This window comes from Pseudomonas sp. R3-56, assembly GCF_051132075.1.
Taxonomy (GTDB): domain Bacteria; phylum Pseudomonadota; class Gammaproteobacteria; order Pseudomonadales; family Pseudomonadaceae; genus Aquipseudomonas.
On sequence record NZ_CP071657.1, the window covers coordinates 5,677,044 to 5,699,183 of the forward strand.

The following is a 22,140-nucleotide window of genomic DNA, read 5'->3' on the forward strand; positions in this document are numbered from 1 at the left end:
AGGCAAATTTCTTTTCAATTCAGCCAGTTGCGTGCCGCGCCGAACGTACGCCAGCTTTGCGGGGGCAAAAGGGAGGTCATTGTACACACCGACACAGAGGCTCACAAATTTGACGACGAACTGTCGCAAATCCATGTCGCATTTGTGAAAGGTTTAAAGCTATATGCTGTGCTAGTCAAAACTTTTTTGGGTTCGACCGCTACGACTCAAACGCTACTGTGACGCAGACACCACAAGGCGCGCGGCCTGAAAGGTCGCCCGCCCTTGCGGAAATTTTGAGGTTGCCGGGAGAGGCGGCCTGGGTAAGGCCGCCGAATCATCAGCGAGTTGCTGCCAGTTCCTGTTGGACGCTGGCGACAGTGCGAGGCCAAGGTTTACCAGCCTGAACCTTCGCTGGCAAGGCCTTGATGGCGGAAACGGCTGCGTCACGATTGGCAAAGCTGCCGTAGGTGATGACATAAAGCGGCTTGCCGTTGAGCACTTTCTTGAAATAACGGTACTCGCCGCCCTGCTCCTTGACGAAGTTCTGCGCAGTGGCTTCGGAGCTGGTGCCGAGGATCTGCACCACGTAGTTGCCCGGTGCCTGACCTGCGTACCAGCTACCGCCCGTGGCTTTGGCCGGGGTGGCGGCAGGCTTGGCCGCAGGCGCCGGTGCTGGCTTGGCCGCTGGGGCGGCCGGGGTCGGGGCCGGCTTGGCGGTGGCGACCTGGGTAGGCGCAGGGGTCGGTTTGGCAGCCGGGGCAGGTGTCGGCGTCGGTGCCGGACCGGCTGGCACGCCCGCAGGTGGCGCGGTGGTGGTCACGGTTGGCGGCACGTCGCTGCTGTCATCGATCGGCGGCGGCGCGCCATCGTCGCCTTCGGTGATGCCTCCCGCGGCCTCAGCCAGGGGACCGCGCATGACCGGTTGCGACTGGCCGACCAGCGGCAGCGGCATCGGCTGGGTATTGCCGGCGAACTCCACCGCCGGCGCACCGCCGTTGGCTTGCGGAGTGCCCTGGCCGAGAGGCAGCTGTGCCTGTTCGTTGGCAGGTGCGCCGGTGGTCGGTGCCTTGTTGCGACCTGGCATCAGCCAGGCGGCGGCCACCGCAACCACGACAACGGCGGAAATCGCCAATACGTGTTTCTTCGGCATGTTGAACCCCATACTTGGACGCTTCACCGCTGAGCGGCTGGCGATCATGATTTCGATCAGAGCATCTCGGGCCACCTGGTTGATGTTGCCAGGCCAGCCGTCCGAGCTTTCGTGAATCTCAGAGATCTGATCCGCGGTGAAAAGTTCGATACCCCGGCCAGCCCCCTCCAGCCGCTGGGCCAGGTATTCACGGGTTTCTTCCTCGGTGTAGGGCGCGAGTTCGATAACGTGGAAACGCTCTTCCTCGAGCTCCAACTGGTCCAGCTCGGCGATCAGTGACGACTCACCGAACAGGAACACATGAGGACGGCCTTCCGGCGCGCCGGCAGCCAGGGCCAGCAGCGCCTCCAGGGCCGATTCGTCGAGTTGTTCGGCATCGTCCACCAGCAGGTAGACTTCCTGCCCGGTGAGCGCCAATTGTACGATCTGGTCGAGAATCGCGCCGATTTCCGCCTGGGCGACATTCAGAGCCTGGGCCACCTGGCGCAGCACACCCGCGGCATCACCCGCACCACGGGCCGATACCACCACGCTTTGCACCGACTGCTTGTTGGTACTGGCCACCAGGGCCTGGCGCAGCAAGGTCTTGCCACTGCCCTGGGGGCCGGTGACCACCAGCAGCAATTGGCTGTAGCGGGCCAGATGGTGCAACTGGCCCAGCACTGGCTTGCGTTGAGCAGGGAAAAACTTGAAGCCCGGGACCCGTGGAGCGAAAGGGTCATGACTCAATTGGAAATGGCCGAGGAACGCCTCGTCGGCATGCAGACTAGTCATCGGAATCTTATTAACCTTTAAGCTGAGCCAGGGCGCGGTAATCCGCTCCCAGCGTGGCCTGTAGAACCTCTTTCGGATAATCGTCGGTCACTACCGCTTCGCCCATGCGGCGCAGCAGCACCAGACGCAGACGACCGTCGATCACTTTTTTGTCGATTGCCATGTGTTCAAGAAAATCCGCCTCGGTCATTTCTTCCGGCGGAACCACCGGCAACCCGGCACGTTGAAACAGGCGAATACCACGATCGCGCTCCTGCTGGCTGATCCAACCCAGGCGCGCGGACATTTCCAGGGCCATGACCGTCCCTGCGGCAACGGCCTCACCGTGCAGCCAGACGCCATAGCCCATATGGGTTTCGATGGCATGACCGAAGGTATGGCCCAGGTTGAGCGTGGCACGCACACCCGATTCGCGCTCATCGGCGCCGACGACGGCAGCCTTGGCTGCGCAAGAGCGCTCGATCGCGTAAGTCAGGGCCTGCTGATCCAGCGCACGCAGGCGGTCGACGTTTTCTTCGAGCCAGCCGAGGAACGGCTCGTCGCAGATCAGCCCGTACTTGATCACTTCAGCCAGGCCTGCGGACAGTTCACGGGCCGGCAACGTCTTGAGGGAGGCGGTGTCGATGAGCACCACGTTGGGCTGATAGAACGCGCCCACCATGTTCTTGCCCAGCGGATGGTTGATGCCGGTCTTTCCGCCCACGGACGAATCGACCTGCGATAGCAGCGTGGTAGGAATCTGGATGAAATCCACACCGCGTTGATAGCACGCCGCAGCGAACCCGGCCATGTCGCCGATCACGCCGCCGCCCAGGGCGACCACCGTGGTGCGACGATCATGACGTGCAGTCAGCAGGCCGTCGAAGATCAATTGCAGGGTTTCCCAGTTCTTGAACGCTTCACCGTCGGGCAATACGACGGAGATGACGGAAAAAGCCGACAGGCTGCGAGTCAAGCGTTCCAGGTATAAAGGAGCGACGGTTTCGTTGGTGATGATCGCGACTTGCCGTCCGGCGATATGCGGCGCCAGCAGTTCGGGCTGGTCGAGCAAGCCTTCGCCAATATGAATCGGGTAGCTGCGCTCGCCCAGGTCGACCTTAAGTGTCTGCATGTGTCCCCACAGTGAAGATGAAATCAGGCATCCCTACCTGCAATTAACGAAGTCCACGGTGTCTCAGTTAATGGCCATCCGCCACAACCCAGTCGAGCCAAAACGGGACGTCGAGGATAGCGCATTTCGCTCGGCGCATTAACGGGGTGGCAGTTGCTGAAGGCGATCGAGAATTTCCAGCACCACCATCCGTGGCGGCCGTTCATCGGTTTCGATGACCAGGTCGGCAATTTCCCGATACAGCGGATCACGCAATTCGAGCAGGTCCCGCAGCGTCTTGGCCGGGTCGGCGGTGCGCAACAGCGGCCGGTTGCGATCACGGGCGGTGCGACCCACCTGTTGTTCGACGGAGGCGTGCAGATAGACCACTCGCCCGCCGGCATGCAGCGCCCGACGATTGGCCTCGCGCATGACCGCGCCGCCACCGGTCGCCAGCACCACGCCTTCGAAACCGCACAGCTCGGCAATCATCGCCTGCTCGCGGTCGCGAAAGCCCGGTTCGCCTTCCTTATCGAAGATCCATGGGATATTGGCGCCCGTGCGCAATTCAATTTCCTTATCGGAATCTTTGAATGGCAGGCGCAGCTCTTTGGCCAGCAAACGACCGATGGTGCTTTTTCCAGCCCCCATCGGTCCAACAAGAATCAAATTTCGCACAGAATCAACGACTCACAGCAATCGCCTGGTTGTTCATGATACGCGGAGTGAGAAATACCAGCAGCTCGGATTTTTTCTCCGAAACCACATCACGCCGGAAAAGGCGGCCAAGATACGGCACATCGCCAAGAAATGGCACCTTATCTACAACCTTGCTCTGAGTATTTGAGAAAACGCCCCCAATCACAATGGTCTCGCCGTCGTTGACCAGCACCTTGGCGTTGACCTCGTTTTTCTTGATCGGCGGTACATCCTGGACCTTGTTCAGGTAGTCCGGCTCATCCTTGGTGACCTTGACCTCCATGATGATGCGGTTGTCCGGGGTTATCTGCGGCGTGACCTCAAGCGACAACGAGGCCTCCTTGAACGACACCGAGGTGGCGCCGCTGGAGCTGGCCTCCTGGTAGGGAATCTCCGTGCCCTTGAGGATTTTTGCCGTCTCCTTGTCGGAGGTCACCACCTTGGGCTGTGAGACGATTTCACCGTTGCCGGTTTTCTCCATGGCCGTCAGCTCAAGGTCGAGCAGGACGTTGTCGGTGATGAACGCGATACCGATCCCCGAGGTATTGCCAGAGGCGCCGAGGTCGACGAATGGCTGGTTGGTGCTGGTGCTGCCCGGCGTACCAATGGTGGTGGAATCACCGCTGGTCACCCCGGAAGAGTTCCAGTTGCCCTTGTTCTGTATCGAGCCCCCCCAGCGCACGCCCAGGCTTTTGTCGTAGTCGACGTTGGCCTCGACGATACGCGCCTCGATCATCACCTGGCGCACCGGGATATCCAGCTGCGCCACGATCCGCCGCAGTTCGTCGAGCCGGTCCTGGGTCTGGTAGGCGATGATGTTGTTGGTCCGCTCATCGACCGTGATCGTGCCGCGCTCATCGGCCTTGGCCTCGGCACTGGTCACCGACTGGAAGAGCTTGGCGATATCCGCCGCCTTCGCATAGTTGACCTGCAACAGTTCGCGGCGCAACGGGGCGAGGTCGGCAATCTGCTTCTGCGATTCCAGCTCCTGCCGTTCGCGAGCGGCGATCTCGTCGGCCGGCGCCACCAGCAGCACGTTACCCACCTTGCGCTTGTCGAGCCCCTTGGTCTTGAGCACAAGGTCCAGCGCCTGGTCCCACGGCACGTTCTGCAACCGCAGGGTGATACCGCCCTGCACCGTATCGCTGGCCACCAGGTTGAGGTTGGTGAAATCGGCAATCAGCTGCAGTACCGAACGCACCTCGATGTCCTGGAAGTTCAGGGACAGTTTTTCGCCATTATAGGCGGCTCGATCGGTATCGCGTTTTTGCAGGTCCTCGACGGTCATCGGCCGGACACTGACGGTCAGCTTGTTGTCGGTCTGGTAGGTCGAGTAATCGAAGGTTCCGCTGGGCTCGATGCTGATGGTGGCGCGATCGGAGCCGGCGCTGGCATTGATGAACTGCACCGGGGTGGCGAAATCCTTGACGTCCAGGCGCACCCTTAGCGGCTCGGGCAACTGGGTCCTGGCGAAATCGAGGATGATCTTGCCTTCGCGCTCCTGGATGTCCGGGGCGATGGACGGATCGGACAAATCGATCACCACATTGCCTTCACCCTGGGTCCCGCGCTGGAAATCCACCCCGCGAATGGCTTTGCCCGCCGGGGCGCGAGCCCTGGCAGACACAGGGACGGGGGTCGCCGGGCGAGCGGGTTGGGCCGGGCTTCTCGATGTCGCGCCCTTGCCAACCACCACGAACAGATTGTTGCCCTCCACCCGCGTGTCATAGGGCGCCAGTTGCGTAAGGCCGATGATCAACCGGGTACGATCCCCCGCCTCGACCACGGTGGCGCTGCGGGCATTGCCACTGCCCAGGTCGCGGCTCTTGCTGGCCAGTTGGCTGGTCACCCCCTGCAGATCAAGCGCAATCCGGGCCGGTTGCTCGGTGGTATAACCGCGGGGCTTGGGCGGCGGCCCGTCGAAGGTCAACTTCAACTCGACCCGGTCCCCCGGTAACGCCGCCACGTCCAGCGCTTTCAGGCTGGCGCCATGAACCACCGGCGACAACAACGCTATCCATAGCGAAATACCGAGGGCTGAAAAAATCCTGTTCATTGTTGGAGTTCCACTATTGAGTGCTCTTTCAAGGGAATGGTCCGCGGCCGCTCCAGCCAGGCGCCCTGGCCATCGGGAACGATTTCGACCACTTCAACCTGGGTGGCGCTGATAGCGATGATCCGCCCGTCGTTACGCCCCAGGTAATCTCCGACCTTCAGCCGGTGTACCCCACCAGCGCCACGCAACAGCGCAAAAGAGCCACTGGCATTGGAGATCGTACCGACCATCTCGAATTGTTCGATGTTGAAGCCTTCCAGGTATTGCTTGACTCGGTTCGGGTCGGGGCGCACGTTGCGCGAGCCCTGCTGTCGACCAGCCTGATCGACTGGAACCTGCCGGGAAAAAGGGCTGCGCAAGTTGGCCGCGCTGTAGGTAAAGGTTTCGTGAGGCCTGAAGGTCGGCATTGGCTCGATCTTGCCGGGCGGGCGCAGGCGCATCTCGTTCATGTAGGCATCCAGGTCACTGAAACCGTTGTCGTTGTTGCACCCGGCCAGCGCAACCAGCCCGACCAGCAGACCCAGGCGGCAGACCGGCGTCATGGCTGCGCCTCCTGCTCGTTGTACCGGTAGGTCTTGGCCTGGATGTTCATGCGCAGCTTCGTCCCCGCCTCCGGCTCCATCGGCGCGATCTCGAAATCGTGCAGGGTGACGATCCGGGGCAACCCGGCTACGCCGCTGACGAAGGTCGCCAGGTCATGGTAGCCGCCGGTCACAGTGATCTGGATCGGCAACTCGATGTAGAACGGCTGGGTGACCTCCGGCAGCAACTTGATCTCCTCGAACTCCAGGCCGCTGCCCAGGCCGGTGCGCGTGATGTCCTCAAGCAGGCCCGGCACTTCGGTGTCACTGGGCAATTGCCGCAACAGCACGCCAAAGGAAGTTTCCATCTGCTTCATCTGCTCGGTATAGCGCTCCAGGTTCGCCGCCATGTGCGCCTTGCCGGCAAATTGGGCCTTGAGGGTGTTCTCCTCCTCACGGACCTGCTGCAGCTGGTTTTCCAGGTCACTGAGGGCAAAGTTGTAGCCCAGGCCGAGCACCAGGATCACTAGCATGATGCCGGCCAGCCACTTGACCGGCGTCGGCCATGAACCGACGTTGTTGGTGTCCAGGTCACTGAGATCGATCTTGCGCAGCGCGTCGAACCACTCTCCCGGCTTCATTGGGCGTCCTCCGCATCGGCCGGACGGGTCTGGCGAACCGTCAGCTGGAAGACATTGGCCTGGTCGAGCTGGCCCGCCGTGGTGGCCTTGACCTCCGTCAGGCTGGGCGCATCGAACAGCTCCGACGAGTCGAGGTTGCGCATCAGGTCCGAGACCCGGTTGTTTGACGCCGCGGCCCCTTTGATGGAGAGCGTGCCCTCTTCCATTTTCACTTCAGTGAAAAACACCCCATCTGGCAGGGTCCGCGCCAGTTGATCGAAAATGCGCGCACTGACCGGCCGGTTGCCCTGCAAGTCCTGGATGATCCGCATGCGCTCCAACAGTTGCTGACGCCGAGCCTTCAGCTCGCTGATCTGCTTGATGCGCTCGTCCAGCACGGCGATTTCCCCGGTCAGATGGGCGTTGCGCGCCATTTGGTAGTCAATCTCGTTGCTCAGGTACTGTGCCGCCAGCAGCGTTAACCCCACCGCACCGACCAGCGCCCCCACCAATGCCAGCAAAAAGCGCTTGCGCCGCTCTTCGCGCAGTTCTTCGCGCCAGGGAAGCAGGTTGATCCGCGCCATCAGTCGAAACTCCTGAGGGCCAGCCCGCAGGCAATCATCAGGGCTGGCGCATCACTGGCCAGGGCACCGGCATTGACCTTGCTGCTCAAGGCCATGTTGGTAAACGGGTTGGCCACCTGGGTAGGTGTGCCCAGGCGCTGCTCGATCAAACGGTCGAGGCCTGCGACCGAGGCCGTGCCTCCCGCCAGCAGGATGTGGTCCACTGCGCTGTACTGACCTGAAGCGAAGAAAAACTGCAGGGAACGCGACACTTGCTGCACCAGCGCTTCGCGAAACGGTTGCAGCACTTCGCCGAGATAGTCGTCCGGCAGGCCGCCCTGCTTTTTTGCCACGCCGGCCTGCTCCGGCGTCAGGCCATAACGGCGCTGGATTTCCTCGGTAAGCTGGCGGCCGCCGAACAGCTGCTCGCGGGTATAAATGATGCGCCCGTTGTGCAACACGCTGAGCGTGGTCATCGTCGCTCCGATGTCGATCACCGCCACGGTCAGGCGCTCCTGGGATGCCGCCAGCTGAGTGGCGAGCAGGCCGAACGCACGCTCCAGCGCGTACGCTTCCACATCGACCACCCGGGCCGTCAGCCCGGCAAGCGCCAGCGCCGCCTCGCGCACCTCGACATTTTCTTTGCGACAAGCCGCCAACAGCACCTCCACACGCTCGGCGCTGCGAGGCGATACGCCGACCACCTCGAAATCGATCGCCACTTCGTCCAGTGGATAAGGAATGTACTGGTCGGCCTCGATCTTGAGCTGGTTCTCCATGTCGTCATCGGACAGCCCGGCGTCCATCTCGATGGTCTTGGTGATGACCGCCGACCCCGCCACGGCCACCGCCACGTTGCGCAAGGGTGTCCTGGCCTTGGCCAGCACTCGTGAAAGCGCCTGGCCCACTCCTTCCAGCTCGGCGATGTTCTTTTCCACCACGGCATTGGCTGGCAACGGCTCGACAGCGTAGGACTCGACACGCAGACGATCGCCCTGACGGCTCAATTCGAGCAGCTTCACCGACGTCGAGCTGATGTCGATCCCCAGAAGTGTGTGGGCTTTTTTATTGAAGAGTCGTAGCACTACCAATTCCCTATGACTATCCGTGAGTTACGGACTCTCTAATATGAATTGCGTTCAATCCCCCCGGTCCGACGGACGTCCGGATGGCGTTTCCGACGAAAAAAAATGCTTATAATGCCCAGCGTTTTTTTTCGCTTTGTTGCTGGCATGGGTCCTTCCCTGAACCTGGCGCCTTTTTCATTCTTTGCCTGGATATCCAAAAGCCTTGATTCGTCTGCTGAAATTTTTCGGATGGTCCATCGTCGCGGTTTTCTGCGGACTGCTCCTGGGTCTGAGTGGTGCCTTTCTTTACCTTAGTCCGGGATTGCCGTCCGTGGAGGCGCTGAGAAGTATTCAGTTGCAGATTCCTCTGCGGGTATACAGCAGCGACAATAAATTGATCGCCGAATTTGGCGAAATGCGCCGCACGCCGATCCGTTTCGCCGACATTCCGCCCAATTTCATCAATGCGTTACTAAGTGCTGAAGACGACAACTTCGCCAACCACTATGGCGTCGATCCGGGCAGCCTGATGCGCGCCGCCAGCCAACTGGTCAAGAGTGGCCACATCCAGTCCGGCGGCAGCACCATCACCATGCAGGTCGCCAAGAATTTCTTCCTGACCAGCGAACGCAGCTTCTCGCGCAAGACCACCGAGATCCTCCTGGCCCTGCAGATCGAGCGGCAACTGACCAAGGATGAAATCCTCGAGCTGTACGTGAACAAGATCTACCTGGGCAACCGCGCCTATGGCATCGAGGCGGCGGCGCAGGTGTATTACGGCAAGTCGATCCGCGACGTGAGCCTGGCGCAGATGGCAATGATCGCCGGCCTGCCCAAGGCACCGTCGCGCTTCAACCCGCTGGCCAATCCGGCACGCAGCAAGGAACGTCGCGACTGGATCCTGGGGCGCATGTACAAACTCGGCAAGATCAGCGAAGCCGACTACACCGCTGCGATCAACGAGCCCTTGAACGCCAGCTATCACGTGCCGACGCCGGAAGTGAATGCCCCGTACATCGCCGAAATGGCCCGGGCCGAGATGGTCGGGCGCTATGGCAGCGACGCCTATACCGAAGGTTTCCGGGTCACCACCACGGTGCCGAGCAACCTGCAGGAAATGGCCAATACCGCGCTCCACGAAGGCCTGATGACCTACGACCAGCGCCACGGCTACCGTGGGCCGGAATCGCGCCTGCCAGGCAAGACCAAGGAAGCCTGGGCCCTGGAGCTGACCAAGCAGCGCACCATCAGCAGCCTGGAGCCGGCGATCGTCACTCAGGTGGACAAGGACGGCATCAAGGTCCTGACCCGCAATGGCGAGTCCGAAGAGCACGTGGCCTGGGACACCATGAAATGGGCCCGTCCGTTCCTCAATACCAACAGCATGGGCGCCAACCCGCGGCAGCCGTCGGACGTCGCTCAGGTCGGCGACCTGATCCGCGTACAGCGCCAGCCGGACAACTCCCTCAAGTTCAGTCAGATACCTGCCGCCCAAGGCGCGCTGGTGTCGCTGGACCCGCAGAATGGCGCGATCCGCTCGCTGGTGGGTGGTTTCGCCTTCGAGCAGAGCAATTACAACCGCGCCTTGCAGGCCAAGCGTCAACCGGGCTCGAGCTTCAAGCCGTTCGTCTACAGCGCTGCGCTGGATAACGGCTACACCGCCGCCAGCCTGGTCAACGATGCGCCGATCGTGTTTGTCGACGAGTACCTCGACAAGGTCTGGCGACCGAAGAACGACACCAATACCTTCCTCGGCCCGATTCGCCTGCGCGAAGCGCTGTACAAGTCCCGCAACCTTGTCTCGATCCGCCTGCTGCAAGCGCTGGGCGTGGACCGCACCATCGACTACATCAGCAAGTTCGGCTTCAACAAGCAGGACCTGCCGCGCAACCTGTCCCTGGCACTGGGCACCGCGACGCTGACGCCCATGGAAATCGCCACGGGTTGGAGCACCTTTGCCAACGGCGGCTACAAGATCACTCCGTACATCATCGACAGGATCGAAAGCCGCAACGGCGAAACGCTGTTTGTCGCCAACCCGCCACGGGTGCCGACAGGCGAGCAGGCCAGCGACGGCGTCGCCGCCCCCGCCGCCGAGACCTTCACGGTCAACGCAACTGGCGGCGAAGCCACCACCGCCCCTGGCGTACCGCAAGCGCCGGCAATCGCCGAACGCATCGTTGACGGCCGTACCACCTACATCCTCAACAGCATGCTGCAGGATGTGATCAAGCTCGGCACCGGCCGGCGCGCCCTGGCACTGGGTCGCACCGACCTGGCCGGCAAGACCGGTACCACCAACGAATCGAAGGATGCGTGGTTCTCGGGCTACAACGGCGATTACGTGACCACCGTCTGGACCGGTTTCGACCAGCCCGAAAGCCTGGGTCGCCGCGAATTCGGCGGTACCGTGGCACTGCCGATCTGGATGACCTACATGGGCGCCGCCCTCAAGGACCGACCACCCCACACCCAGCCGGAACCGGAAGGCATCCTCAGCCTGCGGGTCGACCCGGTCAGCGGCCGCGCCGCCACCCCAGGCACCCCGGGCGCGTACTTCGAGCTGTTCAAGAGCGAAGACACGCCGCCGTCGGCCAATGAGCTGGGCAACGGTGTAGCGCCGGGCAGCCCGCTGCCGGCGGATGAGGCAGCGCCGATCGATCTGTTCTGACCGGACGCCACCGAAAAGCCCCGCCTTCGAGAGAAGCGCGGGGCTTTTTGATGTATCAGGTATTCTGAGACATTGAATCGACTGCACGTCCGCCTTCGCGAGCAGGCTCGCTCCCACAGGGATTGCATTCCAATGTGGGAGCGAGCCTGCTCGCGAAGAGGCCCTCGAATCTCACACCAAACCAAACTGACAAAAAAAGCCCCGGCTCACACGAGCCGGGGCTTTTTGTTGAAGCGCTACAACGGCTTAGCCGTTGAACACGTCATCCACGCTCTTGAGCGGGTAGTTCTTCGGATACGGCAGGGTGGCCACGCCAGTCTCGATCGCGGCCTTGGCCACGGCGTCGGAGATCAGGGTGATCAGGCGCGCATCCATTGGCTTCGGAATGATGTACTCACGACCGAATTCCAGCTTGATGCCGCCATAGGCGTCACACACATCCTGAGGCACCGGCAGCTTGGCCAGTTCGCGCAGGGCGTTGGCGGCGGCGACTTTCATTTCTTCGTTGATGCGCTTGGCGCGAACGTCCAGGGCACCACGGAAGATGAACGGGAAGCCCAGGACGTTGTTGACCTGGTTCGGATAGTCCGAACGGCCGGTGGCCATGATCACGTCGCTGCGGGTGGCGTGAGCCAGTTCCGGGGAGATTTCCGGGTCCGGGTTCGAGCAGGCGAACACGATCGGGTTCGGCGCCATGCGCAGCAGGTTTTCCGGGCTCAGCAGGTTCGGACCCGACAGGCCGACGAACACGTCTGCACCGTCCAGCGCATCCGCCAGGGAGCGCTTGTCGGTCGCGTGGGCAAACACGGCCTTGTACTGGTTCAGGTCGTCACGGCCGGAGTGGATCACGCCGGTACGGTCAACCATGAAGATGTTTTCAATCCTGGCGCCCATGCTCACCAGCAACTTCATGCAGGAGATGGCCGCGGCACCCGCGCCCAGGCAGACGATCTTGGCTTCCGGCAGGGTCTTGCCGGCGATTTCCAGGGCATTGATCATGCCGGCTGCGGTCACGATCGCGGTGCCGTGCTGGTCATCGTGGAAAACCGGAATGTCGCACTGTTCGATCAGGGCGCGCTCGATCTCGAAGCACTCAGGTGCCTTGATGTCTTCCAGGTTGATGCCGCCGAAGGTGATGGAGATGCGCTTGACGGTGTCGATGAAGGCCTGCGGGCTTTCGGAATCGACTTCGATGTCGAACACGTCGATACCGGCGAAGCGCTTGAACAGCACGCCCTTGCCTTCCATGACCGGCTTGGAGGCCAGTGGGCCGAGGTTACCCAGGCCGAGAATCGCGGTGCCATCGGAAATGACTGCAACCAGGTTGCCCTTGCCGGTGTATTTGTAGGCCAGCTCAGGGTCGCGAGCGATTTCGCGTACTGGCTCGGCTACGCCGGGGCTGTAGGCCAGCGACAGGTCGCGGGCAGTGGCGGTGGCCTTGGTGAGCTCGACACTCAGCTTTCCTGGACGAGGATTAGCGTGATATTCGAGAGCGGCAGTTTTCAGATCAGACATGTGGGCATTCCGCTTTTTACTGTGTTGGACAGACGGACCGCCGAGGATACGCGCCTCGCAAAGTCCCTACAAGACTGACCAGTCACTGCTGTCAAGCGCCCTGCCCTACGACTTTGGGCCAAGAACCAGGAAACACAAGGGCTTCATGGATACAATAACGTCAAAAAATGTCTACAATTATTTCTGCCTGAGCACTGCCTGCAACATTGCCGGATCAGTCAGAGGCAACATCCACCGCGCCTGCCCGGGCCTGGCCGCACCGCGTCGAGAGCGATCGACAACCCAACCACGGGCCTCGATGGTCCGGCCTTCCAGGCCCTTGAGCATCGAAGCGTCAAAGCTTCGCTGCAGATTGGCCGCAATATGCAGGACAACCGAGCCTTGCAGCTCGATCCAGATCCCGCCGCGATTGCGTTGCACACTGTCTACGCGGCCGCTGACCAGCGCAAAACCGGGGGCCTTGATCTGCTCCGCGCGCACGACGGGTGACTTCTTCCATAGCCCCAGGCCGGCTTGCCGCGCCTTGCGCTCCGCCGCCTGCTGGCATTCGACCAGATCGACATTCGGCGCAACCGCAACCAGGTAACCCAGCCCCTCGGCAATCAATTGCTCTTCCAGGTTCCGACCCTGCTGGTCATAGACATGGGCCAGCGTGCGCCCGTAGTCGTCCCGGTCGTCCTTGCCAGGCGACACCCTGACCCGACCGGCGCTGGCAGCCACCAGTGCCTCGAGCCGCTGGCGCGCCGCCACGGCAAACGGCTCGTCCGCACGCCCGCGCTTTCCCAGTTCCGGACTGTTGAGACCGATCATGCGGATGCGACGACCGTCGCTGAGGTACAAGGTGTCGCCATCGACCACCCGTTGCACGGCCACGTCGGGCAGTCCATCCGGGAACGGGCACGCCGCCTGGGCACCACAGAGCCAAATCGCAGACACAAAAAAGGCGCCCGCTAGGGACGCCTTTTTCATCAGCCTGGAATAGCCGGAACGACTTTCCAAGATGATCAGCCTCAGGCTTTTGGAGTAACTTTGCCGAAAGCACCGAAACGATCGGCGAACTTCTGAACACGGCCGCCGGTATCCAGAGTCTTTTGCTTACCGGTGTAGAACGGGTGGCATTCGTTGCAAACGTCGATCGCCAGGGCTTTGCCGTAGGTCGAACGCGTTTCGAACTTGTTGCCGCAGCTGCAGGTTACGGCCACAACTGGGTAGTCCGGATGGATATCGGTTTTCATGGTGTTTTCCTCAGGCTAGCGTGCCGCCACCCAACACTATTGTTGAATACCGCACGTAATTAGGCCGCGGATTCTACCAGACAAGATTAATCACGCAAGCTACAACTTGTACCAACCGTCTGCTAGGCTCCCCGCCTCATGCGCCAGCTCCTCTGTGGGAGCGAGCCTGCTCGCGAAGGCGGTGGACCCGTCACATGAGTATTGCTTGACGCTCCGCTTTCGCGAGCAGGCTCGCTCCCACAAGGATCGCGCCAGGTTTTCTGAATTTGCTTGTCTATCGAGACCCTCCCGCGTGCCCGACGCCATCCTGCGCCTCGCCCTGCCATCGCCCCTGCGACGTCTGTTCGACTACCGTGCCTCAGCCGGGGTAACACGCGCCCAGTTGCAGCCGGGCATGCGCCTGCGGGTGCCGTTCGGCCGGCGGGAAATGATCGGGATCCTGGTGGAAGTCACCGATCACAGCGAAGTGCCGGTCGACAAGCTCAAACCGGCCCTGGCGCTGCTCGACGCCACGCCACCGCTGCCCGCGGCGCTGTTCAAGCTGTGCCTGTGGACCGCACAGTATTATCAGCACAGCCTGGGCGACACCTTGAGCTGGGCGTTACCGGTGCTGTTGCGCCAGGGCGAACCGGCCGAGGCACGCCAGGAGCGATTCTGGTCGGTGACGCCGGGCGCTTCGCTGGATGACCCGCGCATCGCCCGCGCACCGCGCCAACGCGAGGCCCTGGCGACCCTGGCCCAGCATCCCCATGGGGTAGCGCACCAGCTGTTGAGCAAGTTGATGCTCAGCAAGGACAGCCTTGATCTGCTGCTAGCCAAGAATCTCGTCCAGGTAGAAGTCCGCCGGCACGCCCCCGACGCGCGCCACGAACACTGGCTGGCCCAGCCGGAACTGCCGCTCAACGCCGAACAGCGGACCGCTTGCGAGGCGATTCGCGCGGGTTTCGACAGTTATCACGCCTTTCTGCTGGCGGGCGTCACCGGCAGCGGCAAGACCGAGGTCTACCTGCAACTGATCCGCCAGACCCTTGAAGCCGGCAAGCAAGCCCTGGTGCTGATTCCGGAAATCAACCTGGGCCCGCAGACCCTGGCGCGCTTCGAGCAGCGCTTCAATGCGCGCATCGCCCTGGTGCATTCGGCGGTCAACGACCGCGAGCGCCTGGAAGCCTGGCTCGCCGCCCGCGACGGCGAGGCCGACATCATCATCGGCACCCGCTCGGCGCTGTTCACGCCGATGAAGAACCCCGGCCTGATCATCATCGACGAAGAACACGACGGTTCCTATAAACAGCAGGAAGGCCTGCGCTACCACGCCCGTGACCTGGCGCTGGTGCGTGCGCGCCAGGAAAATATCCCGATCGTGCTCGGCTCGGCCACGCCCTCCCTGGAAAGCCTGCACAACGCCTACACCGGTCGCTACGGCCTGCTGCGCCTCAACGAGCGGGCCGGCGGCGCCAAGCAGCCGCGCTTCCTGCGCCTGGATGTGAAAAGCCGCCCGCTGGACAGCGGCATTTCCGGACCGATGCAGCAAGCCATCGGCCAGACCCTGGCCGCTGGGCAGCAGGTGCTGGTGTTTCTCAACCGCCGGGGGTTCGCCCCGACCCTGTTGTGCCATGACTGCGGCTGGATGTCCGGCTGCGAACGCTGCGACGCGCGGATGACCGTGCATCAGCGCTACGGCGAACTGCGCTGCCACCATTGCGGGCACTCCGAGCGGGTGCCGAGGCATTGCCCGCAGTGCGGGAAAGTGGACCTGCGCCCGGTAGGCGCCGGCACCGAGCGCGCCGAAGAACGTCTGGGCATCCTGTTTCCCGACTACCCGGTGCTGCGGGTGGATCGCGACAGCACCTCGCGCAAGGATGCGATGAATCAGCTGTTCGCCACGATCCAGAAAGGCCAGCCGTGCATCCTGGTAGGCACGCAGATGCTCGCCAAGGGGCATCACTTCCCGCGCGTGACGCTGGTATCGATCCTGGATGCCGACGGTGGGTTGTTTTCCGGTGACTTCCGCGCGAGCGAGCGCATGGCGCAGTTGATCGTCCAGGTCGCGGGCCGCGCCGGACGGGCCGAGGAACCGGGCAAAGTGATTATCCAGACCCACCTGGCCGACCATCCGCTACTGATCCAGCTGACCGAGCAGGGCTACTTCGCCTTCGCCGAGCAGGCCTTGAGCGAACGTCGCGCCGCCGGCCTGCCGCCGTTCGCCCATCTGGCGCTGCTGCGGGCCGAGGCCCACAAGCCAGGACAGGCCGAAGGCTTCCTGGACGAAGCGTGCAGCGAGGCCGAGCGCCTGCTGGCGGAACAGAGCCTCAGCGGGATCGAACTATTGGGCCCGGTGCCGGCTCCGATGGAACGGCGGGCGGGACGTTATCGCGCACAGCTTTTATTACAGGCCAATGCCCGCGCACCGCTGCATCGGTTGCTGAGCGCCTGGTTGCTCGTACTGGAACAACTGCCCAGCGGGCGGGCGGTGCGCTGGTCGCTGGATGTGGATCCGGTGGATTTGTATTGACTGTGGGAGCGGGCTTGCTCGCGAAGGCGGTGGGTCAGTTGTGGTGATGTTGGCTGTGCCGTCGCTTTCGCGAGCAAGCCCGCTCCCACAGGGCCCAAGTACATCCGAGCCATCCCTGACAGGCATCAACCGACCCGCTACAGTTGGCAAGCTCGCCCGCGCCACGGATAATGCCCAGTTTTTCCACCAGCGCATCGAAGCGCCGCCGCGCCCGCGGTTGAAAGAGAAGACCATGAAAGACACCATTCGCCAGCTTATCCAGCAAGCCATCACCCAACTCGTCACTGAAGGTGTGCTGCCAGAAGGCCTGTCGCCGGCGATTCAGGTCGAGAACACCCGCGACAAGACGCACGGTGACTTTGCCAGCAACATCGCGATGATGCTCGCCAAACCGGCCGGCATGAAACCTCGCGACCTGGCGGAAAAGATCATCGCCGCATTGCCGGCCGACGAAAACGTCACCAAGGCCGAAATTGCCGGCCCCGGGTTCATCAACTTCTTCCAGAATACCCAGGCGCTGGCCTCGCGGCTTGACGCGGCCCTGGCCGACGAGCGCCTCGGCGTACGCAAGGCCGGCCCGTTGCAGCGCACCGTGGTCGACCTGTCGGCCCCCAACCTCGCCAAGGAAATGCACGTCGGCCACCTGCGCTCGACCATCATTGGCGATGGCGTGGCGCGCGTCCTGGAGTTTCTCGGTGACAGGGTGATCCGCCAGAACCACGTCGGCGACTGGGGCACCCAGTTCGGCATGCTGATGGCCTATCTGCAGGAGAACCCGATCACCAGCGACGAGCTCTCGGACCTGGAAAACTTCTACCGCGCCGCCAAGCAACGCTTCGACGAGTCGCCCGAGTTCGCCGACCGCGCCCGTGGCCTGGTGGTCAAGCTGCAGGCCGGCGATGCCGAGTGCCTGGCGCTGTGGACAAAGTTCAAGGACATCTCGCTGTCCCACTGCCAGAAGATCTACGAGCTGCTGAACGTCAAGCTGAGCATGGCCGACGTGATGGGCGAAAGCGCCTACAACGACGACCTGATCAACGTGGTCAACGACCTCCGGGCCAAAGGCATGCTGGTGGAAAGCAACGGCGCCCAGTGCGTGTTCCTCGACCAGTTCAAGACCGCCGATGGCGAGCCGCTGCCGGTGATCATCGTCAAGGCCGACGGTGGCTACCTCTACGCCACCACCGACTTGGCGGCCGTGCGTTATCGCAACGGCGTGCTCAAGGCCGATCGGGTCCTGTACTTCGTCGACCAGCGCCAGGCCCTGCACTTCCAGCAGGTGTTCGAAGTGGCCCGCCTGGCCGGTTTCGTGACCCACCCGATGAAAATGGAACACATGGGGTTCGGCACCATGAACGGCGCCGATGGCCGCCCGTTCAAGACTCGCGATGGTGGCACGGTGAAGCTGATCGACCTGCTGACCGAAGCCCAGGACCGTGCGTACACCCTGGTCAAGGGCAAGAACCCGGAGCTGGCCGAAGACGAACTGCGCAAGATCGCCAAGGTGGTCGGCATCGACGCGGTGAAATACGCCGACCTGTCGAAGCACCGCACCAGCGACTACAGCTTCAACTTCGACCTGATGCTCAACTTCGAAGGCAACACCGCACCGTACCTGCTCTACGCCTACACCCGCGTGGCGGGCGTGTTCCGCAAGCTCGGCAAGGGCTTCGACGAAATCGAGGGCCAGATCGTCCTTGAAGCCGCCCACGAGCAGGAGCTGGCGGCCAGGCTGGCGCAGTTCGGTGAAGTCCTTAACAACGTGGCCGACAAGGGCACGCCGCACACCTTGTGCGCCTACCTGTACGACGTCGCCGGGCTGTTTTCCAGCTTCTACGAGAATTGCCCGATCCTCAACGCCGAGACCCCGGCACAAATGCAGAGCCGCCTGCGCCTCGCCGCGCTGACCGGGCGCACGCTCAAGCAAGGCCTGGAACTGCTGGGCCTGGAAACGCTGGAGCGCATGTAACTTGGCCGCCAAGAAAAAACCTGCACCCAAACGCGGCGCCAGTCGTTACCAGCCTCCGGCCAAACAGCCGATTCCGGGCTGGTTGTGGATGGCGATCGGCCTGACTGTCGGCGCATTCATCGTATTCCTGATGAAGCTGGAACCGGGCCAGGGCGATGACGTCAAGCGTGTTCGGCAAGAGCAGCAGAAAGCCACGCGGATCGCCGAGGCCAACAAGACCCCGCCGAGCCCGACACAACCGGTGAAGCCGAAATACGACTTCTACACCTTGCTCCCGGAATCGGAGGTCATCGTGCCGCCCGATGCGGTGCCGGAGAAAACCCTGCCGACGCCGCAGGTGCCGACCACGCCAGTGACCCCAGCCGAAGCGGCGAAGATCGACACCGCCCGCGCCCAGGCCGCCCTGGCCGGCATTACGCCGCCACCGGCCCCGCCGGTGCAGAAGGCCGCGCCGGTGACAAAATTCTTCCTGCAGGCCGGCTCGTTCCGCAAGGAAGCCGACGCCGACAAGGTCCGGGCGCAGATCATTCTGCTGGGCCAGTCGGTGTCGGTGGAGTCCGGAACCGTGAAGGACGAAACCTGGTATCGCGTACTGGTCGGACCGTTCAGCAACCGCGAAGAGCTGACCAAGGCCCAGAAACAACTAGCCGGCAGCGGTTTCAGCAACCTGTTGTTACAGCAACGTCAAAGCCGCTAGGCACCCTGACACAAACCCTGTGGCGAGGGGATTTATCCCCGCTGGGCTGCGAAGCGGCCCCAAAAGCTTGAGGGAGTCAACTCAGACGCACCGAAGCGGCAGGCTTTAGGGCCGCTTCGCGCCCCAGCGGGGATAAATCCCCTCGCCACAGGATCGTGGAACATTCACAACACACCACTCATCCCTTCCCCCGCCACGCAGTTGAAAAACCCCACGCCACCCCCATATGTGTTCCATCCGGGCATTTTCGCCCCGCTGCGTGGAGACTCTTCCCTTGACCACCATCGTTTCAGTCCGCCGTCACGGCAAAGTCGTCATGGGCGGCGACGGCCAGGTTTCATTGGGCAACACCGTGATGAAAGGCAACGCGAAGAAAGTCCGCCGCCTGTATCACGGCCAGGTCATCGCCGGTTTCGCCGGGGCCACCGCCGACGCCTTCACCCTGTTCGAGCGTTTCGAAGGGCAACTTGAAAAGCATCAGGGTCACTTGGTCCGCGCAGCCGTCGAGCTGGCCAAGGAATGGCGCACCGACCGTTCCCTGAGCCGCCTCGAAGCCATGCTTGCGGTAGCCAACAAGGATGCTTCCTTGATCATTACCGGCAACGGCGACGTGGTTGAACCGGAAGACGGCCTGATCGCCATGGGTTCCGGTGGCGCCTACGCCCAGGCTGCCGCCAGCGCCCTGCTGAAAAAGACCGACCTGTCGGCTCGCGAGATCGTCGAGACTGCCCTGGGCATCGCCGGCGACATCTGCGTTTTCACCAACCACACCCAGACCATTGAGGAGCAGGACCTCGCGGAGTAAGCCCTTCCAGGCCCAGACTCCCGCTTGAGGACCGCCAATTATTATGTCCATGACTCCCCGCGAAATCGTCCACGAACTCAATCGCCACATCATCGGCCAGGACGATGCCAAGCGCGCCGTCGCCATCGCCTTGCGTAACCGCTGGCGCCGGATGCAACTGCCGGAAGAACTGCGCGTCGAAGTGACCCCCAAGAACATCCTGATGATCGGCCCGACCGGTGTCGGCAAGACCGAGATCGCCCGGCGCCTGGCCAAGCTCGCCAACGCGCCATTCATCAAGGTCGAAGCCACCAAGTTCACCGAAGTCGGCTACGTGGGCCGCGACGTCGAGTCGATCATTCGTGACCTGGCCGATGCGGCGATCAAGCTGCTGCGCGAACAGGAAATCACCAAGGTTCGCCATCGCGCCGAAGACGCCGCTGAAGAGCGCATTCTAGATGCCCTGCTGCCACCGGCGCGCATGGGCTTCAACGCCGACGCCGCCACGACCCAGGACTCCAACACCCGCCAGCTCTTCCGCAAACGCCTGCGCGAAGGCCAGCTGGACGACAAGGAGATCGAGATCGAGGTGGCCGAAATGGCCGGCGTCGACATTTCCGCGCCGCCAGGCATGGAAGAAATGACCAATCAGTTGCAGAGCCTGTTCGCCAACATGGGCAAGGGCAAGAAGAAAAGCCGCAAGCTCAAGGTCAAGGAAGCGCTGAAGCTGGTGCGCGATGAAGAGGCCAGTCGCCTGGTCAACGAAGAGGAACTGAAGGCCAAGGCCCTGGAAGCGGTCGAGCAGCACGGCATCGTGTTCATCGACGAAATCGACAAGGTCGCCAAGCGCGGCAATGTCGGCGGCGCCGACGTTTCCCGCGAAGGCGTGCAACGCGACCTGCTGCCGTTGATCGAAGGCTGCACGGTGAACACCAAGCTGGGCATGGTCAAGACCGACCACATCCTGTTCATTGCCTCCGGTGCGTTCCACCTGAGCAAGCCGAGCGACCTGGTGCCTGAGCTGCAAGGCCGTCTGCCGATCCGTGTCGAACTCAAGGCGCTGTCGCCGGAAGACTTCGAGCGCATCCTGAGCGAGCCCCATGCGTCGCTGACCGAACAATACTGCGCGCTGCTCAAGACCGAAGGCCTGAACATCGAGTTCGCGCCGGAAGGCATCAAGCGCCTGGCGCAGATTGCCTGGCAGGTCAACGAGAAGACCGAGAACATCGGTGCCCGGCGCCTGCACACGCTGCTTGAACGCCTGCTCGAGGAAGTCTCGTTCAGCGCCGGCGACCTGGCCAGCGCCCACAACGAAGCGCCGATCATCATCGACGCCGAATACGTCAACAGCCACCTCGGCGAGCTGGCGCAGAACGAAGACCTGTCGCGGTATATCCTGTAGGCCACACGATAGGTGAGCGAGCTCTTGTGGCGAGGGAGCTTGCTCCCGCTGGGCTACGGAGTAGCCCCAGGAACCGGAAGCCGCCGCTCATCCAGGGGGATCGCGACGGGCTCTTGGGAGGGCTTCGCCCTCCAGCGGGAGCAAGCTCCCTCGCCACATGGCGTTCACCCAAGGCTTCAAGAGAGCGACGACTCATGACCAGACTCCCCACCGCCATCAACCTGCACAAAGCCTCCAAGACCCTGACGCTCAAATACGCGCCGGACGAGGAGTATCACCTGCCCGCGGAATTCCTGCGGGTGCACTCGCCTTCGGCCGAGGTCCAGGGCCACGGCAAACCTATCCTGCAATACGGCAAGCTCGGCGTCGGCCTGACCAAGGTCGAACCGGCCGGCCAATACGCACTGAAACTGACCTTCGACGATGGCCATGACAGCGGATTGTTCACCTGGGACTATCTGTACCAGCTGGCGGTGCGCCAGGAAGACCTGTGGAACGATTATCTCGCCGAACTCAAGGCGGCCGGAAAAACCCGCGACCCGAATGCGTCCGTCGTCAAGCTGATGCTCTAGCTCAAGGGCTGGCGCATTAGGGCGAATTTTCTAGACTCATCTGCTTGAATGCCTGCGCGGCAACGTCAATGACTGGCCTGCTTGCGAAAAAAATTAAACTCGGGTAACCAATGGAGCTGGCAAGTTCCCTGCAAAGGAACCGGCGAGTTCCTGGCACACGTTTCCTCATTGCCCTCGATGCGGAATTAATGGTCACCCCGAGCAGCGTACCTGGTATTGGCCTTGCGGCTTCACGGCACGGTCCCGGTACTCGTCTGAAGG

At 62.4% G+C, this 22,140-nt stretch carries 18 protein-coding genes; 7 read left to right on the top strand and 11 right to left on the bottom strand.

The features are described 5' to 3' along the window. Positions 1-319 precede the first annotated feature (319 nt). From J3P96_RS25735 to J3P96_RS25770, 8 genes are all read right to left on the bottom strand, one after another. A complete protein-coding gene (locus J3P96_RS25735) occupies positions 320-1,906 on the bottom strand; it encodes an AAA family ATPase (protein WP_434653927.1) in 1,587 nt (528 codons plus the stop codon). Positions 1,907-1,916: 10 nt separating this feature from the next. Beyond that, positions 1,917-3,017, bottom strand: a complete 1,101-nt coding sequence (gene aroB, locus J3P96_RS25740) for a 3-dehydroquinate synthase (protein WP_305497349.1) — start codon at positions 3,015-3,017, stop codon at positions 1,917-1,919. A 138-nt stretch (positions 3,018-3,155) separates the two neighbouring features. Then, on the bottom strand, positions 3,156-3,674 hold the full coding sequence (gene aroK, locus J3P96_RS25745) for a shikimate kinase AroK (RefSeq protein WP_181290818.1): 519 nt from the start codon (positions 3,672-3,674) through the stop codon (positions 3,156-3,158). Between the two features lie 4 nt (positions 3,675-3,678). Beyond that, a complete protein-coding gene (pilQ, locus tag J3P96_RS25750) occupies positions 3,679-5,751 on the bottom strand; it encodes a type IV pilus secretin PilQ (RefSeq protein WP_434653929.1) in 2,073 nt (690 codons plus the stop codon). Then, on the bottom strand, positions 5,748-6,293 hold the full coding sequence (locus J3P96_RS25755) for a pilus assembly protein PilP (RefSeq protein ID WP_434626461.1): 546 nt from the start codon (positions 6,291-6,293) through the stop codon (positions 5,748-5,750). Before J3P96_RS25755 ends, pilQ begins: the two co-directional genes overlap by 4 nt. Next, positions 6,290-6,913 carry a type 4a pilus biogenesis protein PilO gene (gene pilO, locus J3P96_RS25760; RefSeq protein ID WP_434653932.1) on the bottom strand — a complete coding sequence of 208 codons (624 nt, stop codon included), beginning with the start codon at positions 6,911-6,913 and terminating at the stop codon, positions 6,290-6,292. Before pilO ends, J3P96_RS25755 begins: the two co-directional genes overlap by 4 nt. After that, positions 6,910-7,476 carry a PilN domain-containing protein gene (locus tag J3P96_RS25765; RefSeq protein ID WP_434626463.1) on the bottom strand — a complete coding sequence of 189 codons (567 nt, stop codon included), beginning with the start codon at positions 7,474-7,476 and terminating at the stop codon, positions 6,910-6,912. The genes pilO and J3P96_RS25765 overlap by 4 nt, the downstream gene beginning before the upstream one ends. Beyond that, positions 7,476-8,540, bottom strand: coding sequence for a pilus assembly protein PilM (locus J3P96_RS25770; RefSeq protein ID WP_434626464.1), 1,065 nt, complete (start codon positions 8,538-8,540; stop codon positions 7,476-7,478). Before J3P96_RS25770 ends, J3P96_RS25765 begins: the two co-directional genes overlap by 1 nt. Positions 8,541-8,748: 208 nt before the next feature. On the opposite strand from J3P96_RS25770, the gene J3P96_RS25775 reads away from it, so the two are divergent. Next, positions 8,749-11,193: a penicillin-binding protein 1A gene (locus tag J3P96_RS25775; RefSeq protein WP_434658331.1), complete on the top strand. Its 2,445-nt coding sequence runs from the start codon at positions 8,749-8,751 to the stop codon at positions 11,191-11,193. Between the two features lie 246 nt (positions 11,194-11,439). Here J3P96_RS25775 and J3P96_RS25780 read toward each other — a convergent pair whose 3' ends face one another. The 3 genes from J3P96_RS25780 to rpmE all read right to left on the bottom strand — a co-directional run bounded on the left by J3P96_RS25780 (position 11,440) and on the right by rpmE (position 13,943). After that, positions 11,440-12,708, bottom strand: coding sequence for a malic enzyme-like NAD(P)-binding protein (locus J3P96_RS25780; RefSeq protein ID WP_434570160.1), 1,269 nt, complete (start codon positions 12,706-12,708; stop codon positions 11,440-11,442). Positions 12,709-12,885: 177 nt separating this feature from the next. Next, positions 12,886-13,677: a thermonuclease family protein gene (locus J3P96_RS25785; RefSeq protein ID WP_434658334.1), complete on the bottom strand. Its 792-nt coding sequence runs from the start codon at positions 13,675-13,677 to the stop codon at positions 12,886-12,888. Between the two features lie 41 nt (positions 13,678-13,718). Beyond that, positions 13,719-13,943 carry a 50S ribosomal protein L31 gene (gene rpmE, locus J3P96_RS25790; RefSeq protein WP_305497356.1) on the bottom strand — a complete coding sequence of 75 codons (225 nt, stop codon included), beginning with the start codon at positions 13,941-13,943 and terminating at the stop codon, positions 13,719-13,721. Positions 13,944-14,235: 292 nt separating this feature from the next. On the opposite strand from rpmE, the gene J3P96_RS25795 reads away from it, so the two are divergent. The 6 genes from J3P96_RS25795 (at position 14,236) to J3P96_RS25820 (ending at position 21,879) form a co-directional block, all read left to right on the top strand. Then, the gene (locus J3P96_RS25795; RefSeq protein ID WP_434653934.1) at positions 14,236-16,455 is read left to right on the top strand and encodes a primosomal protein N'; all 2,220 of its coding nucleotides are present in this window, start codon (positions 14,236-14,238) and stop codon (positions 16,453-16,455) included. 232 nt (positions 16,456-16,687) lie between these two features. Further along, the gene (gene argS, locus J3P96_RS25800) at positions 16,688-18,424 is read left to right on the top strand and encodes an arginine--tRNA ligase (RefSeq protein WP_434653936.1); all 1,737 of its coding nucleotides are present in this window, start codon (positions 16,688-16,690) and stop codon (positions 18,422-18,424) included. A 1-nt stretch (position 18,425) separates the two neighbouring features. Next, a complete protein-coding gene (locus J3P96_RS25805) occupies positions 18,426-19,121 on the top strand; it encodes an SPOR domain-containing protein (protein WP_186639635.1) in 696 nt (231 codons plus the stop codon). Positions 19,122-19,395: 274 nt separating this feature from the next. Beyond that, positions 19,396-19,926 (top strand): ATP-dependent protease subunit HslV, encoded by a 531-nt coding sequence (gene hslV / locus J3P96_RS25810; RefSeq protein WP_003186641.1) that lies wholly within the window; start codon positions 19,396-19,398, stop codon positions 19,924-19,926. A gap of 43 nt (positions 19,927-19,969) precedes the next feature. Then, positions 19,970-21,307 (top strand): ATP-dependent protease ATPase subunit HslU, encoded by a 1,338-nt coding sequence (hslU, locus tag J3P96_RS25815; RefSeq protein ID WP_305497360.1) that lies wholly within the window; start codon positions 19,970-19,972, stop codon positions 21,305-21,307. Between the two features lie 194 nt (positions 21,308-21,501). Continuing rightward, positions 21,502-21,879: a gamma-butyrobetaine hydroxylase-like domain-containing protein gene (locus tag J3P96_RS25820; protein ID WP_434602581.1), complete on the top strand. Its 378-nt coding sequence runs from the start codon at positions 21,502-21,504 to the stop codon at positions 21,877-21,879. Positions 21,880-22,140 lie beyond the last annotated feature (261 nt).

Coding starts and splice junctions, on each gene's coding strand:
- J3P96_RS25820 (WP_434602581.1), top strand. CDS start 21,502: ATGACCAGACTCCCCACCGCCATCAACCTGCACAAAGCCTCCAAGACC.
- hslU (WP_305497360.1), top strand. CDS start 19,970: ATGTCCATGACTCCCCGCGAAATCGTCCACGAACTCAATCGCCACATC.
- J3P96_RS25735 (WP_434653927.1), bottom strand. CDS start 1,906: ATGACTAGTCTGCATGCCGACGAGGCGTTCCTCGGCCATTTCCAATTG.
- rpmE (WP_305497356.1), bottom strand. CDS start 13,943: ATGAAAACCGATATCCATCCGGACTACCCAGTTGTGGCCGTAACCTGC.
- aroB (WP_305497349.1), bottom strand. CDS start 3,017: ATGCAGACACTTAAGGTCGACCTGGGCGAGCGCAGCTACCCGATTCAT.
- J3P96_RS25780 (WP_434570160.1), bottom strand. CDS start 12,708: ATGTCTGATCTGAAAACTGCCGCTCTCGAATATCACGCTAATCCTCGT.
- J3P96_RS25765 (WP_434626463.1), bottom strand. CDS start 7,476: ATGGCGCGGATCAACCTGCTTCCCTGGCGCGAAGAACTGCGCGAAGAG.
- argS (WP_434653936.1), top strand. CDS start 16,688: ATGAAAGACACCATTCGCCAGCTTATCCAGCAAGCCATCACCCAACTC.
- J3P96_RS25755 (WP_434626461.1), bottom strand. CDS start 6,293: ATGACGCCGGTCTGCCGCCTGGGTCTGCTGGTCGGGCTGGTTGCGCTG.
- pilQ (WP_434653929.1), bottom strand. CDS start 5,751: ATGAACAGGATTTTTTCAGCCCTCGGTATTTCGCTATGGATAGCGTTG.
- J3P96_RS25785 (WP_434658334.1), bottom strand. CDS start 13,677: ATGAAAAAGGCGTCCCTAGCGGGCGCCTTTTTTGTGTCTGCGATTTGG.
- pilO (WP_434653932.1), bottom strand. CDS start 6,913: ATGAAGCCGGGAGAGTGGTTCGACGCGCTGCGCAAGATCGATCTCAGT.